Origin of the sequence: Aliiroseovarius marinus, assembly GCF_004360145.1 — a bacterium.
GTDB classification, from domain to species: domain Bacteria; phylum Pseudomonadota; class Alphaproteobacteria; order Rhodobacterales; family Rhodobacteraceae; genus Aliiroseovarius; species Aliiroseovarius marinus.
Genome location: NZ_SAIT01000016.1, coordinates 29,690 through 45,782 on the forward strand (window position 1 = coordinate 29,690; position 16,093 = coordinate 45,782).

Annotated in this window: 13 protein-coding genes; 5 read left to right on the forward strand and 8 right to left on the reverse strand. The window is 60.8% G+C overall.

Translation table 11 applies throughout. The features are described 5' to 3' along the window. Positions 1-45 precede the first annotated feature (45 nt). Positions 46-1,158: a hypothetical protein gene (locus EOL43_RS13325; protein ID WP_133489406.1), complete on the forward strand. Its 1,113-nt coding sequence runs from the start codon at positions 46-48 to the stop codon at positions 1,156-1,158. A 105-nt stretch (positions 1,159-1,263) separates the two neighbouring features. Here the strand turns inward: EOL43_RS13325 and EOL43_RS13330 are convergent, their stop codons facing one another. Beyond that, complete coding sequence (locus tag EOL43_RS13330) at positions 1,264-2,709, reverse strand: cobyric acid synthase (RefSeq protein ID WP_133489407.1); 1,446 nt, start codon at positions 2,707-2,709, stop codon at positions 1,264-1,266. 120 nt (positions 2,710-2,829) lie between these two features. Further along, the gene (locus EOL43_RS13335; protein WP_108856960.1) at positions 2,830-3,147 is read right to left on the reverse strand and encodes a DUF6280 family protein; all 318 of its coding nucleotides are present in this window, start codon (positions 3,145-3,147) and stop codon (positions 2,830-2,832) included. A gap of 214 nt (positions 3,148-3,361) precedes the next feature. On the opposite strand from EOL43_RS13335, the gene efp reads away from it, so the two are divergent. Next, positions 3,362-3,925 carry an elongation factor P gene (gene efp, locus EOL43_RS13340; RefSeq protein ID WP_133489408.1) on the forward strand — a complete coding sequence of 188 codons (564 nt, stop codon included), beginning with the start codon at positions 3,362-3,364 and terminating at the stop codon, positions 3,923-3,925. 63 nt (positions 3,926-3,988) lie between these two features. Beyond that, the gene (locus EOL43_RS13345; RefSeq protein ID WP_133489409.1) at positions 3,989-4,534 is read left to right on the forward strand and encodes a pseudouridine synthase; all 546 of its coding nucleotides are present in this window, start codon (positions 3,989-3,991) and stop codon (positions 4,532-4,534) included. A 72-nt stretch (positions 4,535-4,606) separates the two neighbouring features. Here EOL43_RS13345 and ygfZ read toward each other — a convergent pair whose 3' ends face one another. Genes ygfZ through EOL43_RS13360 form a run of 3 tightly spaced genes read right to left on the reverse strand, consistent with a single transcriptional unit; the run spans position 4,607 to position 7,938 of the window. Then, positions 4,607-5,341, reverse strand: a complete 735-nt coding sequence (ygfZ, locus tag EOL43_RS13350) for a CAF17-like 4Fe-4S cluster assembly/insertion protein YgfZ (RefSeq protein ID WP_133489410.1) — start codon at positions 5,339-5,341, stop codon at positions 4,607-4,609. A 24-nt stretch (positions 5,342-5,365) separates the two neighbouring features. After that, entirely contained in the window at positions 5,366-7,255 is a 1,890-nt protein-coding gene (locus EOL43_RS13355) for an ABC transporter ATP-binding protein (protein ID WP_240686556.1), read from the reverse strand. After that, positions 7,255-7,938 (reverse strand): protein tyrosine phosphatase family protein, encoded by a 684-nt coding sequence (locus tag EOL43_RS13360; protein WP_133489411.1) that lies wholly within the window; start codon positions 7,936-7,938, stop codon positions 7,255-7,257. The genes EOL43_RS13355 and EOL43_RS13360 overlap by 1 nt, the downstream gene beginning before the upstream one ends. A 156-nt stretch (positions 7,939-8,094) precedes the next feature. Between EOL43_RS13360 and EOL43_RS13365 the strand changes: the two genes are divergently transcribed. After that, complete coding sequence (locus EOL43_RS13365) at positions 8,095-9,294, forward strand: pyridoxal-phosphate-dependent aminotransferase family protein (protein WP_133489412.1); 1,200 nt, start codon at positions 8,095-8,097, stop codon at positions 9,292-9,294. Positions 9,295-9,437: 143 nt separating this feature from the next. Here EOL43_RS13365 and EOL43_RS13370 read toward each other — a convergent pair whose 3' ends face one another. Together EOL43_RS13370 and EOL43_RS13375 are read right to left on the reverse strand one after the other, a co-directional pair. Beyond that, entirely contained in the window at positions 9,438-10,550 is a 1,113-nt protein-coding gene (locus tag EOL43_RS13370; protein ID WP_133489413.1) for a pyridoxal phosphate-dependent aminotransferase, read from the reverse strand. 85 nt (positions 10,551-10,635) lie between these two features. Next, on the reverse strand, positions 10,636-13,761 hold the full coding sequence (locus EOL43_RS13375; protein WP_133489472.1) for a valine--tRNA ligase: 3,126 nt from the start codon (positions 13,759-13,761) through the stop codon (positions 10,636-10,638). A 269-nt stretch (positions 13,762-14,030) separates the two neighbouring features. Here EOL43_RS13375 and EOL43_RS13380 point away from each other — a divergent pair, with 269 nt between their 5' ends. Beyond that, positions 14,031-14,369, forward strand: coding sequence for a hypothetical protein (locus EOL43_RS13380; protein ID WP_133489414.1), 339 nt, complete (start codon positions 14,031-14,033; stop codon positions 14,367-14,369). Positions 14,370-14,445: 76 nt separating this feature from the next. On the opposite strand, the gene EOL43_RS13385 is transcribed toward EOL43_RS13380, so the two are convergent. Continuing rightward, positions 14,446-16,092: an alpha-D-glucose phosphate-specific phosphoglucomutase gene (locus EOL43_RS13385; RefSeq protein WP_133489415.1), complete on the reverse strand. Its 1,647-nt coding sequence runs from the start codon at positions 16,090-16,092 to the stop codon at positions 14,446-14,448. Between the last annotated feature and the right edge of the window lies 1 nt (position 16,093).

The following is a 16,093-nucleotide window of genomic DNA, read 5'->3' on the forward strand; positions in this document are numbered from 1 at the left end:
CACCAAGAATCTGGGTGTGTGACGCAGCTGAACAGGAAGTGCTATATGTCGGATCCGGTCTCGAACGCAGAAATTGAAGATGTTCTGTCCTCGATCCGACGTCTCATCGCTGCTGGCGATCCTGATCAGAAGGACGAGGTTCAAGCGTCTGAACCCGCCGATAACAAGCTGATCCTGACACCTGCCTTCCGCGTGTTCGGTGGCGATCCCGAGAAAACCGTCCAAGATGCTGCGCAGACTGAAACCGCGCTTCCCACGGCAGGACGCGATATTCCCGTGGAGTCGCTGGAACAGGACAATTCCACACCCGCCGAAGCCGTGGACGTGGCCGAGGACGCTGACGATAGCCCGCTTGTTCTGTCCTTTGACACGAACATGGCCGAGCCCGGTTTCCAAAGTACGTCTGATACATCAATGCCCCCTGCGGATACGCAAGTTGATTTCGAAGACAATTGGGACAGCGACGCATTGGCCGAAACCGCGCAGGTGGCCTTTCTGCATCAACGCGTAACCAGTGTGGCGGCGAATACGCCGTCCGAGGACGTTGAGCCCGAGGTGGCTGCCGAAGAGGCCGCTGAACCCGAGGTCATGACCGAGGACGAGGCGCCCGTAGGTGACGTCGAAGTCTCCGCAACCGAGGTGGAAGCGCCCGTTGTTGACGAGGCAGCCGCGATTGACGCTGTAACCGAGGTGGACGCTGCGCCAGAGGCCGAAGTCGCGCCCGAAGCTAATGCTGCGGCCGAGGCTGAGGAGGTGCTTGAGCAAGCCTCTGATCAGGATGAGATTGAACGGGACAGCATCGCGGCTGAGGAACCCGAAATTGTCGAGGCAGAGCCGGTTTTCGCTGACAGTGACGCCCCTGTGGAAGACGAGGTTGAAGACCAACCCATTCTCGCCGAGGTTGATGATCTGGCCGACGATCCTGTTGAAGATGCCCTCGGCACCGAGGTTTTGACCGCCACCATGGACGAGGCCCCTGTTTCAGAAATTGTCGAAGATGACAGTGATTTCATCGACGAAGAGCATCTGCAGGAAATCGTCGCGCGCATTGTGCGAGAAGAGCTGAGGGGCGAGATGGGTGTGAAGATTACCCAAGCTGTCCGACGCATGGTGCGCCGCGAAGTGACCCGTGCTCTGTCCTTGGAGAAGTTTGACTAAAGCAACCCGCCCTTTCTGAGAAGTCGAGTGGCACGAATGTCCCGAGAACGCCGAAGGCGTGGTAGGGTATTCGTGCCTCGTGCTAAGGGCGGAATGCTCTAAGGCTTAGCGGGCCAAGTCCAACAAGGCATCAATATCCAGATGTGTTTCCAGATGATCGGCCAGCGCGTCTAGGCTGATCTCGATCTGAGCGTCAAAACTGACGTCCGAGGTCTGCGCGCCCAGCCCGTTCAGGAACTGGCGCCGGAATCCATCCGCAGCGAAAAGCCCATGCAGATAGCAGCCTTGAATGCGCCCATCCGCGCTGCTGGCGCCTTCAGGGCGGTCCCCAACCGACAGCCATGCGGCATCGCACCCCGGGCCCTCTGTCCGGCCCAAATGGATCTCGTACCCCTCGACCGATTGGCCTGAGGGCAGGTGTGTTGCCTGCGTTAGTGCCAGTGTCTTGCGGGGTTCCAGATGCGTCACCACATCCAGATGCCCCAGCCCGGCCACGCGACCTGCGGGGCCTTCGATGCCGTCCGCGTCGATGATCTCGGTCCCCAGCATCTGATAGCCGCCGCAAATGCCCAGAACGTGCCCGCCTCGCCGGATGTGAGCGGTCAGGTCGATGTCCCAGCCTTGCGCCCGGAAATCTGCCAGATCGGCGATGGTGGACTTCGATCCCGGGATCAGAACCAGATCGGCATCGCCGGGCAGGGGGCGTCCGGGTTCGATGATCTCGACGGTCACGTCCGGTTCATTCACCAAGGGGTCCAAATCGTCAAAATTCGCAATGCGGTTCAGGCGCGGCACGGCGATTTTGAACGCGCCGCCTTTGCGCGTGGCGATGTCCATCACGTCCTCGGCGGGCAAACGCCACGCGTCGGCGAACCAGGGTAGGGTACCCAAATCGTGCCAGCCGGTCAGGCGGGCGATTTCAGCGGCGCCATCGGCGAACAGCGTCGGGTCGCCGCGAAACTTGTTCACCAGAAAGGCTTTGATCCGCGCGCGGTCTTCGTCGGGCAGCACCGCATGGGTGCCGACCAACTGCGCAATCACGCCGCCGCGGTCAATATCGCCCGCCAGAACCACGGGTAGGTCCGCGGCCTCGGCAAAGCCCATATTGGCGATGTCGCCTTTGCGCAGGTTCACCTCAGCGGGGCTGCCCGCGCCTTCGACCAGCACCAGATCGCGGCCCTTGCCCAGACGATGGAAACTCTCGAGTACACGCGGCATCAACTCGGCCTTGGCCTTGCCGTAGTCGCGCGCTTTCATGGTGGCAAAGCGCTTGCCCTGCACGATGACCTGCGCACCTGTGTCCGTCTCGGGCTTTAACAGAACCGGGTTCATGTCGACAATCGGATCCAGCCCACAGGCGCGTGCTTGCAGCGCCTGCGCCCGTCCGATCTCGCCTCCGTCTACGGTGACGGCCGCGTTATTTGACATGTTTTGAGGCTTGAACGGGGCCACGTTCAGCCCGCGCTTCACAGCCGCCCGTGCAATCCCTGCCACTAGCAGGGATTTCCCAACATTCGAGCCCGCGCCCTGGATCATAATCGCCTTGGTCATGGCCAAGACTTAGGCGCTTTTCAAAGCGCGCTCCAGCCCTGTTCCGACATCAGGAAGGGCTGAAACGAAAAACGCGCCCCAAACGGGACGCGCCTTCCATGGAGTATTCTGTGATCGCGCTTATGCAGCTTCCGCGGTGGCGGCGTTGCGACGCTCGCTTTCTTCGCGGCTCAATGCGACCGAGGTGCGGATGCCTTTGGACACAAAGTCCATCAGGCCGCTCACGACACGCTCGTTCGGGTCGATGCCTGCACAGCTCAACACTTCGCGCCCATCGCGCGACCGCGCCCAGCGGGCGATCTGATCGGGGCCATTGCCGTATTTCTTGTCATCAGCAATGGCGTCGTCCAACGCAGCCAGCACGACAGCAGCGAAAAGCTTGCGCGCGCGGTTGCCTTGTTCGTTATTGAAAGCGGTACCGTCTACGGAGTCCAGCATGGTCGTCCTTTTGTTATTCTTGCTCTTGCGGTTTCTGGCGTAGCGGCCAATATGGCTTTTTCCGCGTGATTCGGTATCCCCTGGATCACATGGCAGCCATGCGCCTGTCGCATAGCTGTTACATTTGGCCGTTTCGCTCGTGCTTGCCAGAGACAAGCCTGCAAGATATAGGATCGGGCCAAGAAATTTCAACCTTTTGTGAAGGTTTCAGGATATGCCCAAGATCAACGGAAACGAAATTCGCCCCGGCAACGTGCTGGAGCATAACGATGGCCTGTGGGCTGCGGTAAAGGTCGACCACGTAAAGCCCGGTAAAGGCGGTGCTTTTGCTCAGGTCGAGCTGAAGAACCTGCGCAACGGCTCGAAGCTGAACGAGCGCTTCCGCTCGGCAGACAAAGTCGAACGCGTGCGTCTGGAGCAGAAAGACCAGCAGTTCCTTTATGAAGATGACGGTATGCTGATCTTCATGGACACCGAGACCTATGAACAGAACCAGATCCCGGCCGACCTGCTGGGCGAGCGTCGCCCCTTCCTGCAAGACGGCATGACCATCGTGGTCGAGTTCTACGAGACCGAGGCGCTGAACGCGACCCTGCCGCAGAAAGTCACCTGCATAATCGAAGAGACCGAGCCGGTCGTCAAAGGTCAGACCGCCGCCAACAGCTTCAAGCCCGCGCTTCTGGACAATGGCGTGCGCATCACCGTGCCGCCTTTCGTGGCACAGGGTGAAGCCATCGTGGTCAACACCGAAACCATGGAATATTCCGAGCGCGCCTAAGCGCCCAGGTAGGAACCCAAGAAGGGCAGGGCGCAGGCTCTGCCCTTTGTGTTTGAGGCCCAGATGACCACGATCCTCTTCAACAAACCCTTCAACGTGCTGTCGCAGTTCACCGATCGTGGCAACGAAAGCAGCGACCGTCAAACTTTGTCGGACTATATCGATTTGCCGGGCGTCTACGCGGCGGGGCGGCTGGATCGGGACAGCGAAGGGCTGCTGGTGCTGACGGATGACGGCAAGCTGCAAGCCAAGCTGGCAAATCCTAAGCACAAACTTGCGAAAACATACTGGGTGCAGGTGGAAGGCATCCCGGACGAAGCCGCCCTTCAAACACTCCGCGACGGTGTCGACCTGAAAGACGGGCGCACCCGTCCGGCCAAAGCGCGCCGCATCGACGAACCTGCCGGTCTCTGGCAACGTACCCCGCCCATCCGCGTGCGCAAATCCGTGCCTGATTGCTGGATCGAACTGAAAATCACCGAGGGCAAGAACCGCCAAGTCCGCCGCATGACAGCGGCCGTGGGGCATCCGACCCTACGCCTGATCCGCTATGGCGTCGGCGCCTATACGCTGGACGGGATCGGCCACGGCAAATGGCGCTACGCGTAAAGCAGCGCCTCTCTCATTTTCTTGCTGAAAATATCCCGGGGTGAGCCTCGAAGAGGCGAGGGGCAGAGCCCCTTATCCCTCCCAGCTGACCACTGCGTCCCCGGCCTGCATGCCCGGTCCCGCCCGATCAAACCGCAGATAGGCAATCGCCTGACCACTTGATTGGGTGAATAGCGTTCCAACGGGCTTCCCATCCCGAGTAATCGCTGTGCCAACAGGGGCTTCGCCTTCGACCGACACGGTGGCCAACCCCTTCTTCAACTCGGTCTTGTGCTTCATCCGCGCGGTCACTTCCTGACCGACATAGCAGCCCTTGCGGAAATCCACGCCGTTCAGGCGTTCGAACCCGGCCTCCAACAGATAACTGTCGCCCGTCAGCTCGACCCCGGTTTCCGGGATGCAATGGGCCACGCGAATGGCGTTCCAATCGACGCCTGTGTCACCATCACGCCCGTCATAGGCGCGCCATCCCAGTTCCGCGTGACGCGGATCGGCAAAGGCGCCTTCGGGCACCTCGCCCAGCCCGCGGGTGGGCACGATATCGGTCGCCTCGATCGCGACATCCGCGCGCAGCTTGTACATCGTCAGGCGCTGCGCCAGCGACCGCGCCAGATCGGTGGCGACGTCGATCAGAATGGCGTCTTCGGTCGGGACCAACAGGAAATCCGCCAAATACTTGCCCTGCGGGGTCAGCAGCGCGGCATAGACCAATCCGTCTTTCAACCCCTTCACGTCATTCGACACCAGCCCCTGCAAAAAGCTTTCGCGATCATTGCCCGAGACCTTCAACACCGTGCGGTCTGTCATGTTGCTCTCCTGTGTGTCCAAAGGTCAGTCCTTGCGCTTGCGCCACAAGCTGCCCGACAGAATGCCACGGAACGACCAGTGCGGCGGTTCTTTGGCTTCTTTGGGCAGATAGACCTTATCTTTGTGCGTGGATGTGCTGTCCGGCGCGTCGCCACCGCCATCCTGAAACTGAAGATTATAGAGCTGCGCATAAAGGCCACCGCGCGCGAGCAGCTCGTCATGTGTGCCCTGATCCACCACGCGGCCCTGATCCATCACAACGATTTTGTCGGCGTCCCGAACAGTGGATAGGCGGTGGGCGATGACCAGCGTCGTGCGGCCCTTGGACAGCGTGTCCAACGCCTGTTGCACCAGCTTTTCGGATTTCGTGTCGAGTGCCGAGGTCGCCTCGTCCAAGAGCAGCACCGGAGCATCGCGCAACACCGCGCGGGCAATGGCAACCCGCTGGCGCTGTCCGCCCGACAGGTTCGAGCCACGCGGCCCAGCGGGGCTGTCCAGCCCATGCTCCAGACGCGGCAGGAAGTCCGCCACATGCGCCGTGTCCAGCGCGTGTTTCATCATTGCGTCGTCTACGTCTTCGCGCCCCATCAGGATGTTGTCGCGCAGCGTTTCGTCAAACAGCAGCGCCTCTTGGCTAACCACCGAGAAGAGCCCGCGCAGTTGATCCAGAGGCAAGGCGGTCACGTCCGCGCCGCCGATCTTGACCACGCCGGTCTTGGCATCCGCCAAACGCGTCAGCAGGTTAAACACGGTGCTTTTTCCCGCACCAGAGGCCCCCACCAGAGCGGTGGTTTTGCCGGCTTCGGCGGTGAAGCTCGCCCCACGCAGAATGGGCGTGTCGCCATAGGCAAAATTCACGTTGTCCAGAACGATGTCGGCCTGTGCGGCCTTGGCGGGCAGGGCGGCAGGCTTGGCCGGGGACAGGATCGACGGACGCTGGGCGAAGACGTCGCGGATCCGCATCATGCTGGCAATCGCTGCTTGCCACCCGCCGGACACTTTGCCCAGATTGCGCAGCGGATCAAAGACCAGCGCCATTGCGGTGAAGAAGCTCATGAACTCGCCCACGGTCTTCACGCCCGCATTGATCTGCAACCCGCCATAGACCAGCACGCCGAAGAAGCCGATCGCGGCGATGATGTCGATCAGGGCCACGATAGCCCCTTGGTTAGCCTGGCTTTGCAGGTGGGTCTTGGCGAACACGTCGATCTCGCGATCCACGCGGGATTGTTCGTGCTTCTCGGTGCCCGACAGTTTGATCGAGTTGATGCCGTGGAAGATCTCGTCCAACCGGGTCGAGATCTGGGCGGCGGCCCCCCGGCTGTCTGTCGTCGTCTTGCGCACGCGTTTTTGCAGGATGCCCATCGGATAGGTCAGGACGGGCGCAGCCGCCACGGCCACCACGACCCACAGCCAGTCGATCGACATGGCCACACCCAAAAGGGCCAACAGAGACACGACGTCTCGGGCGACGGCGGCCAGTACGACCTCCCAGATCGTGGCGATGGCCTGTGCATCCCCGCGCACGCGCTCCATCAATGTCCCGGGCGAGTTGTCGCGGAAATAGCTGCTGTCCAGCGTCAGCATATGCGCCACCATGTCTGATTGCAGCTTGGCGGCCACGCGCTGGCCCACATGGACCATCAACACGCGGTGCCCGAAGGCGGCGAACGCGCGCGTGACGAAGATGCCCGCGACGATCAGGGCGACGACGACGATGGCCTGTGTGGAGCCCGACGAGAACGCCACATCGAACATCGGCTTGATCATGTAGCTCAGGCCACCCAGCGCCAGCCCCTCGGTCAGCATCAACAGCATCGCCAGCACCAAGGGCAGGCGGTAGGCGCGCATATAGCCTTTCCACAGCCAGCGGATCATCTCTTTCTGGTCGGTGCGGGCAGTCTCAGAACTCATTACTTTTTCCGTTTCGCCTGAAAGGCTTGTGTGATTGCCTCGGGGTCATAATGCTGTGTCAGCCAATCCCGGATCGAGATCGGGTCGTTCTTGTAGTGATCGGCATAGGCATGGATCATCGCGGTTAGAATACCCGCTTTCGACCAGCGTTGGTGGGCGTATTTCAAGGACAGCTGCGCGCGCGCGTCGTCAACCGTCGCGCCACACTGGTCCAACAGATAAAGCGCCGACGCGATGCCAGTGCGATCTGCGCCGGATTTGCAGTGGATCAGAAACGGCTTTTCGGCGCGTTCCATGATGTCCAGAAGCTCAAGATATACCTCGCGTTCCATCGCAGCGTAGGCGGTCATCTGGTGGTTGATCAGCGTCATGCCATAGTCGCGGCAGGCTTCGACCTCGAATAGATAGTGCGAGAATTTGCTTTCGCCTCGCAGGTTGATCACGGTCTTGATCCCGGCCGCTTTCAGCGCCGGAAAATGTACCGGATCGGGCTGGTTTGACCGCCACGCATCGGGCGACAGCTGATAGCGATTGGGCAGAACCCGCCGAACAAAGGAATGGTCGATGATGTTGCTGCGCAGCCGTGCTGCACGCCGTGCTTCGGGCGTCGAGATGTCCATCCCGAACCCGTTCTTCCACGCACGTTCGCGTCGTTTGATCTTGGCATACAAGCTCTTGAACATGCGGTTTCGGTCCAGATCTGAGTTTCCGCCCAAAAGGGTACCTACGGGATGTAACTTGTCCGCGCGCCACAAACAAGAAGGTGGCCCTGACTACGGCGTTGACGCAATTGGGATGGCGCATTACCGCTTGAGGTCTGAGAAGTGAAAGAGCCCCCCATGTCCCTATCCCACGGTCGTTCCTATCTGGCCATTCCCGGCCCCTCGGTCATGCCGGATCGCGTGCTGCAAGCCATGCACCGCGCCGCCCCGAATATCTATGCGGGCGAGGTCGTGGACATGATGCCGGGGCTGATTGACGGGCTGAAATCGGTCGCCCGCACCCGGCATCACGCGGTGATCTATATCGCCAATGGCCACGGTGCGTGGGAAGCGGCGCTATCGAACACATTGGCCCCCGGCGACAAGGTGTTGTCGCTGTGTACCGGGCGGTTCGGGCATGGCTGGAGCGAAATGGCGAGCGGGCTGGGCATCGATCCAGTGATCGAGGAGTTCGGTCTGAAAACGCCCGTTGATCCCACCCGTGTCGAGGCGCTTTTGCGTGCGGACACTGCACACGAACTAAAGGCGGTTCTGCTGACCCATGTGGATACGTCGACGTCGATCCGGAACGACGTGGCGGCAATGCGCGCGGCGATGGATGCGGCGGGCCACCCAGCGCTGTTGATGGTGGATTGCATCGCCTCGATGGGCTGTGACCGGTTCGAGATGGACGAGTGGGGCGTGGATGTCGCCATCGCGGCCTCGCAAAAGGGGCTGATGGTGCCGCCGGGTATGGGGTTTGTCTTCTTCAACGACAAAGCCGCCGCCGCCCGCGCTGCCAATCCCCGCGTGTCGCGCTATTGGGATTGGGAGCCGCGCGCTAATCCAGAACTCTTCTATCAGTATTTCGGTGGCACCGCCCCGACACATCACCTCTATGGATTGCGGGAATCCCTCGCGATGATTGCCGAAGAAGGCGGGATGGAGGCTGTCTGGGCGCGTCACACACATCTGGCCCGCGCGATCTGGGCGGCGTTTGACGCGTGGGGGGCGGATGGCCCACTGCAGATGAACGTGGCCGACCCGGCGCATCGCTCGACCGCAGTGACCTCGCTGCATGTCGGTGCGCCGCTTGGCACCGCGCTGCGCAATTGGACCGAGCAGAACATGGGCGTCACACTGGGTATTGGTCTTGGTATGTCCACGCCCGAAGACCCGAAAGGCGACGGGTTTTTCCGTCTGGGCCATATGGGGCATGTGAACGCGCCGATGGTGATGGGCGCGCTGTCTGCCATTCAATCGGGCCTAACCGCGCTGGGCATCCCGCATGGTGTGGGCGCGCTGGATGCTGCCGCGCAGGTGATTGCCGAAGTGTAACCTATCGGGAACGCACCTTGTGCTACATGGTATTTGGTGGCTCACTGCGTGAGCCTGATGGGGCTTTGCCCCCGAGGGATCTTCCTGTGGAAGATCACTCTCCCCCAAGGTATTTCGGGCAAGAGGAAAGTGGGAGTGTCGGGCTATTTTCTGGCGGATGCGAGCGCTTTGGGGAGGGCGGCGGCGAAGGTGTCCAACTCCTCGGGCCGGCCTGCCGAAATGCGGATGCAGCGGTTTTGCGGGGCGGCAAAGGGCATGCGGACGAAGACGTCCAGCGCGATGAGCTGATCCAGCACTGCCTTGGCGAATGCGGCGTCTTGTCCGCAATCCACAGCCACGAAGTTGGTCGCCGAGGGCAGGGTGGTTAGCCCGCCCGCGCGCGCGATCTGGTCAATTCGGGCGCGGGCCTCGGCCACATTCGCGACCACCTGCGAAAGATACCCCTGATCTTTCAAAGCGGCCAACGCGCCTGCCTGAGACATCCGGCACATGCCGAAATGGTTGCGGATCTTGTTGAAGGCGGTGATCAGGTCGGCCTGTCCAATCGCATAGCCAACCCGCGCGCCCGCCATCCCGTACGCTTTCGAGAATGTGCGCATACGGATCACGCGCGGATCGTCTGTGTTCAGCGCAGGCGCGGTGCCTTCCGGAGCAAATTCGATATAGGCCTCGTCCAGCACCAGTAGGCAGCCCTCGGGCACCGCGTCGATCATGCGCTGAATGGTCTCGGCATCATGCCAGGTTCCCATCGGGTTGTCCGGGTTGGCGATGTAAACCAGCTTGGCCCCGACCTCGGCCGCCTTGGCGATCAGCGCCACGGGGTCTTCGTGATCGTCCTTATAGGGAACTGTTTCCAGCACGCCCCCAAAGCCCGCGACGTGGTAGTTGAAGGTCGGATAGGCCCCTTGCGACGTCACGACCGTGTCGCCCGGTCCAATGAGTAGTCGCACCAGATAGCCAAGGATCCCGTCGATCCCTTCGCCCACCAGAATGCTTTCCGGTGCGATGCTGTGGTGGTCGGCCAGCGCATGACGCAGGTCGTAGTTTTCCGGGTCGCCATACATCCAGACATCCCCTGCAGTTGCCTGCATTGCGGAGATTGCGTTGGGCGACGGACCAAACGTGTTCTCGTTCGCGCCCAGCCGTGCTGCAAACGCACGCCCGCGGGCGCGTTCCTGCGTTTCGGGGCCGACGAAGGGCACGGTTGCAGGAAGGCTGTCGGCAAGCGGGGTCAGGCGGGCATGGGTCTTGGTCATGCTTTTGTTAGAGCAGGGCGCAGGCAGACGGGCAAGGTTGAAATGACGCGCCAAAAGAAAAGGCCGGGTCGCCCCGGCCTGTCCTTTAGATTTCTTTCAGACGCTCAAGTGCGGCGTTCAGCGTCGCCTCTTCCTCTTCGCGGGCGGCAAGGTTTGCCTTGGTCTCGGCCAGAACCTCGGCCGGGGCGTTTTCCGCAAACTTGGGATTCTTTAGACGCCCGCGCAACCCGCCCAATTCCTTGGCCAGCTTGCCCAGCGTCTTCTCAAGCCGCGCGATTTCCTCGTCCACGTCGATGATCTCGGCCAGCGGCAGGGCGAAGATGCCACCCGCGACGGCAACGGTGATGCAGCCCTTGGGCAGTTCGGCCATTTCCGTGATCGAGTCGACCCGCGCCATGCGCATCACCAGCGCTTGGTTGTTGTCCAAGGCAGTGCGACCAGCTGCGTCCAACTCTTGCTGGATCACCGGGATTTTCAGGCCAGCGGGCACGTGCATCTGCGCACGGGCGGAGCGGATGTTTTCGATCAGCGAAATCACCCAATTCATTTCGCGCGCGGCGTCCTCATCCATCAGTTCGGCGCCATATTCCGGCCAATCCGCGTGGATCAGCATCTTGGGACGCTCTGCAATCTGGCCCCACAGCTCTTCTGTCACGAACGGCATGATCGGGTGCAGCATGATCAGGCACTGGTCGATGACCCAGGCCATGGTCGCGCGGGTCTCGGCCAACACGGCCTCGTCTTCCGAGTTCAGAAGCGGTTTCGAGAACTCGACATACCAGTCGCAGACCTTGCCCCAGACATAGGCATAGAGCCCGTGCGCGGCGTCGTTGAAACGGTACGCAGTCAGCGCGGCATCCACGTCTTCGCGGATTTTCGCGGTTTCCGAGATGATCCAGCGGTTCACGGTCTGCGTCGGGCTTTTCGGATCGAAATTCGCGACCGGTTTACAGTCGTTCATTTCAGCAAATCTTGCAGCATTCCAAAGTTTGGTGCCGAAATTCCGGTATCCCGCCACGCGATCCTTGGACATTTTCAACACGCCCCCGATCGAGGCCATGGCGGTATTGGTGAACCGCAAAGCGTCCGCGCCGTATTCGTCAATGATTTCCAGCGGGTCGATCACATTGCCCGTGGTCTTGGACATTTTCTTGCCCTTCTCGTCACGGACCAACCCGTGCAGATAGACCGTATGGAACGGGTTTTTGTGGCAGACGGCCTGCGACATCATCATCATGCGCGCGACCCAGAAGAACAGAATGTCCTGCCCGGTGATCAGCACGTCGCCGGGGAAGAAGCGTTCGAGTTCATCGGTGTCCTGCGGCCAGCCCAGCGTGCCGAAGGGCCACAGGCCCGACGAGAACCATGTGTCCAACACGTCGGGGTCACGCCAGACCGGGTAAACCAGCTTGGTTGGATCCTGCGTGGTCTCATAGGCGGCAAGGCTTTCGGCCAGCATGTGAATGGCCTCAGTGCGGGTGGCCACTTCGACCACGCGGGCGTGGTTAAGCGGCGTGGGTAGCGTGACCAGAACTTCATCGAACTGCGGAGCAACCGCGTCGAAGTCATGGGCGCAATGGCTGTGCTCGTGACCCGGCAGCAGGTCTTGGTCCAGAAGCAGGCGGCCCATTTCGACCAGATCAAGTTCGTTATCGTTCTCGTCGTCCTTGAAGCCTTTGCCAGACAGATCAAGGCCGTACCACACGGGAACCTGATGGCCCCACCACAGCTGACGCGAGATACACCACGGCTCGATGTTTTCCAGCCAGTGATAGAAGGTTTTCTCGCCGCTTTCGGGCAGAATTTTCACGTCACCATTGCGGACAGCATCCAACGCAGGACCGGCGATCTTTTCGGCGTCCACGAACCACTGGTCGGTCAGCATCGGCTCGATCACGACTTTCGAGCGGTCACCGAAGGGCTGCATGATCGGCTTGTTTTCCACGTAAGGAACGGTGCCGGTGACCTCTTCGCCGTCGACCTCGACGGTTTTGGTGATCATCACGGCCAGACCTTCGGCGGTGATCTGGTCAACCACCAGCTTACGAGCCTCGAAGCGATCCAATCCGCGGAATTCATCCGGGACAAGGTTCATCGCGGCGATCTTCGCCTCGTCGAAGCCTTCTTCGCCATTTGCAATGCGCTGGGCGGTTGCGGCTTCGTCGGCATAGGGCAGGCCATCGGCCCGCATCGCGCCGCGTGTGTCCATCAGCGAATACATCGGGATGCCGCCGCGCTTGGCGACCTGATAGTCGTTGAAGTCATGCGCGCCGGTGATTTTCACCGCACCCGACCCGAAGTTCATATCAGGGTATTCATCGGTGATGATCGGGATCAGGCGGCGATGCTCTTTCGGGCCCACGGGGATTTCACACAGCTTGCCCACGATGGGCGCATAGCGTTCGTCATCGGGGTGCACAGCAACCGCGCCATCGCCCAGCATGGTTTCCGGGCGGGTTGTGGCGATCGAGATATAGTCGCGCTCTTCTTCAAGCGTGATGTTTCCGTCTTCGTCCTTCTCGACATAGGTGTAGGTCGCGCCACCGGCCAGCGGGTATTTGAAGTGCCACATATGGCCGGGGGTCTCGATGTTCTCGACCTCAAGATCCGAGATCGCGGTCTCGAAATGCGGGTCCCAGTTGACCAGACGCTTGCCGCGATAGATCAGGCCCTTGTCGTACATGTCGACGAAGACCTTCAGAACGGCATCGTGGAAGTTGGCCGAGTTCTCGTGCCCCGTACGCGGATCACCGGGCGCACCGGCCATGGTAAACGCGTTGCGCGACCAGTCGCAGGTCGAGCCCAGACGCTTCAGCTGTTCGATGATGGTCGAGCCGTATTCGCCCTTCCATTCCCAGACCTTCTCAAGAAACTTCTCGCGGCCCAGATCACGGCGACCGGGCTGCTGCGTTTCGGCCAGCATCTTTTCGACCTGAAGCTGGGTGGCGATACCTGCATGGTCCTGACCAGGCTGCCACAGCGTGTCGAAGCCCCGCATGCGGTGCCAGCGGATCAGGATGTCCTGCAGCGTGTTGTTGAACGCGTGGCCAAGGTGCAGCGCGCCCGTCACGTTGGGCGGCGGGATCATGATGGTGAAGCTGTCAGCGCCGGGTTTGGCGTTTGCGCCGGCTTTGAAGGCGCCGGCCTCTTCCCAGGTCTGATAGATGCGTGCTTCGGCAGAGGCTGCGTCGAAGGTCTTGTCCATGGCCATGGTGGTCGTCCCAAATCTCATAAATCAAAGACCGTTTACCCAAGTGGGCGGCAAAGGGAAACCCCGCCTGCGCTTGCAGGTCCGGGGATTGGTGAATTTGTCCGGACTGATGGGCAATTCGGGGGGGTGCCGAGAAATGGTTAACGAATGAAAGAGTTGGAAGGGGTTTTGACAAATTGATGCCATATTCAACCCGTAGCAGTTCGGGCTACGCGACGGATCAATCTATGCTGTCTGACGGAAAACCGGATCAACAGGCGAATACACACATGAAAAAAGCACTCCTTCTTTTGGCGTTCACCCCCACTATGGCTCTGGCACAGGAACAGACTTTCAATTGCGAGGTTCCGAACGGAAATCTACCCGAAATGGCCGTGACCTTGGTGGCGATTGACGGTGGCAAGGATGGATATCTGATGATGGGCGGCGAAAAGAAGACGGCCAGTGTGTATCCCGGTCTGGATTCGGTGACCTATCTGATGTTCAGCGACGACTACAGCTATACGCTGCACTACAATGTGAACCTGAAAGATGGTCACTATGACTTCTCGGCGTCGGGTGCCAAGTCGGGCTGGGGACGCGGGACCTGCACGGAAGTGACGGGCTAACCCACTCCAAGAATTGACAAACGCCCGGACAAGCGCCGGGCGTTTTGCTTTTCAGGCGGAACATCCGTGCCTTTGATCAGCTGATAACATCGGGCGCAGCGCGGCCTAGCATCTTTTCGATTTTGGCGACCTGCGTGGTGGCGGCAATAACGTCTGACAACGCTTCTTGCGTATCGCGGGTCAGGTCGCCATCTGGCGGGGCGTATTGCTCCAGATAAACCCGCAACGTCGCGCCCTCGGTACCGGTACCTGACAGGCGCAGCATGGCGCGCGCGCCGCCTTCATAGGTCAGGATGAGGCCTTGCCCGGTGGCGACAGAGCCGTCGATTGGATCGGTATAGGCGAAATCCTCGGCGGCACTTACGGTCAGGCTCGCTGCGGTCTGGCCGGGCAGGGTGGGCAGTCGCGTCTTCAGGTCGGCCATGACGGCATTCGCGGCGTCGGTGTCCAGCCCCTCGTAGTCATGGCGGGAATAGTAGTCCCGACCATAGGTCTGCCAGTGATCCAGCAGGATATCGGCCACGCTTTCATCGCGTACCGCTAGGATGTTCAGCCACAAGAGCACGGCCCACAGCCCATCCTTTTCGCGGACATGGTCCGATCCAGTACCTGCGCTTTCTTCGCCGCAAAGCGTGGCGCGGCCCGCATCAAGGAGGTTGCCGAAAAACTTCCAGCCGGTGGGGGTCTGGAAGGCCTCGATCCCCAGTTTCTCTGCCACCCGGTCCGACGCCGCCGAGGTGGGCATCGAGCGCGCCACCCCCGCAATCCCCCGCGCGTAACCGGGGGCAAGATGCGCATTGGCTGCCAGTACCGCCAGACTGTCGGACGGGGCCACATAGATGCCACGCCCCACAATCATGTTCCGGTCGCCATCCCCGTCCGAGGCTGCCCCAAAATCAGGCGCGTCCGGCCCGTGCATGTGGTCAAACAGCTCTTTCGCCCACACGGGGTTGGGGTCGGGATGCCCGCCGCCGAAATCTTCCAGCGGGACGGCATTCACGACCGAGCCGGGCGCGGCCCCAAGGCGATGTTCCAGAATTTCGGTTGCATACGGCCCGGTGACCGCGTGCATCGCGTCAAAGCGCAGGGTGAAGCCCCCGTCGATCATCTTGCGGATGGCGTTGAAATCGAACAGTTCTTCCATCAGCGCTGCGTAGTCGACGACGGGATCGACGATCTCGACCTCCATGTCGCCGAGGGCGTAAGTGCCTATATTACTTAGGACTTCCAGCGCATCGGGCAGGTCTCCGGTGATCCGGTAGCTTGAGATTTCTTCAGCACAAGCCACGATCTTGTTCGTAGTGGCTTCCGGCGCTGGCCCGCCATTTTCGGTGTTGTATTTCAGACCAAAATCGCCGTTCGGTCCACCCGGATTATGGCTGGCCGATAGGATAAACCCGCCATCGGCACCCCGCTTCCGGATTAGGTGGCTGACCGCAGGGGTCGATAGAATGCCGTTCTGCCCAACGATGATTTTCGCCACGCCATTCGCGGCGGCCATGCGCAGGATCGTGGCGATGGCGTCGCTGTTGAAAAAGCGCCCGTCGCCGCCCAAAACAAACGTCTTTCCGGCAGGCGTAATCGCGTTGAAGATCGCTTGCGCGTAGGTTTCCAGATAGCCGGGTTCGGAAAACACAGCGACCTTCTTGCGCAGCCCTGATGTCCCCGGTTTTTGCCCCGTGATCGGAGCCGTTTCAATGGTGTGAACGTCGTTAGACTGCACG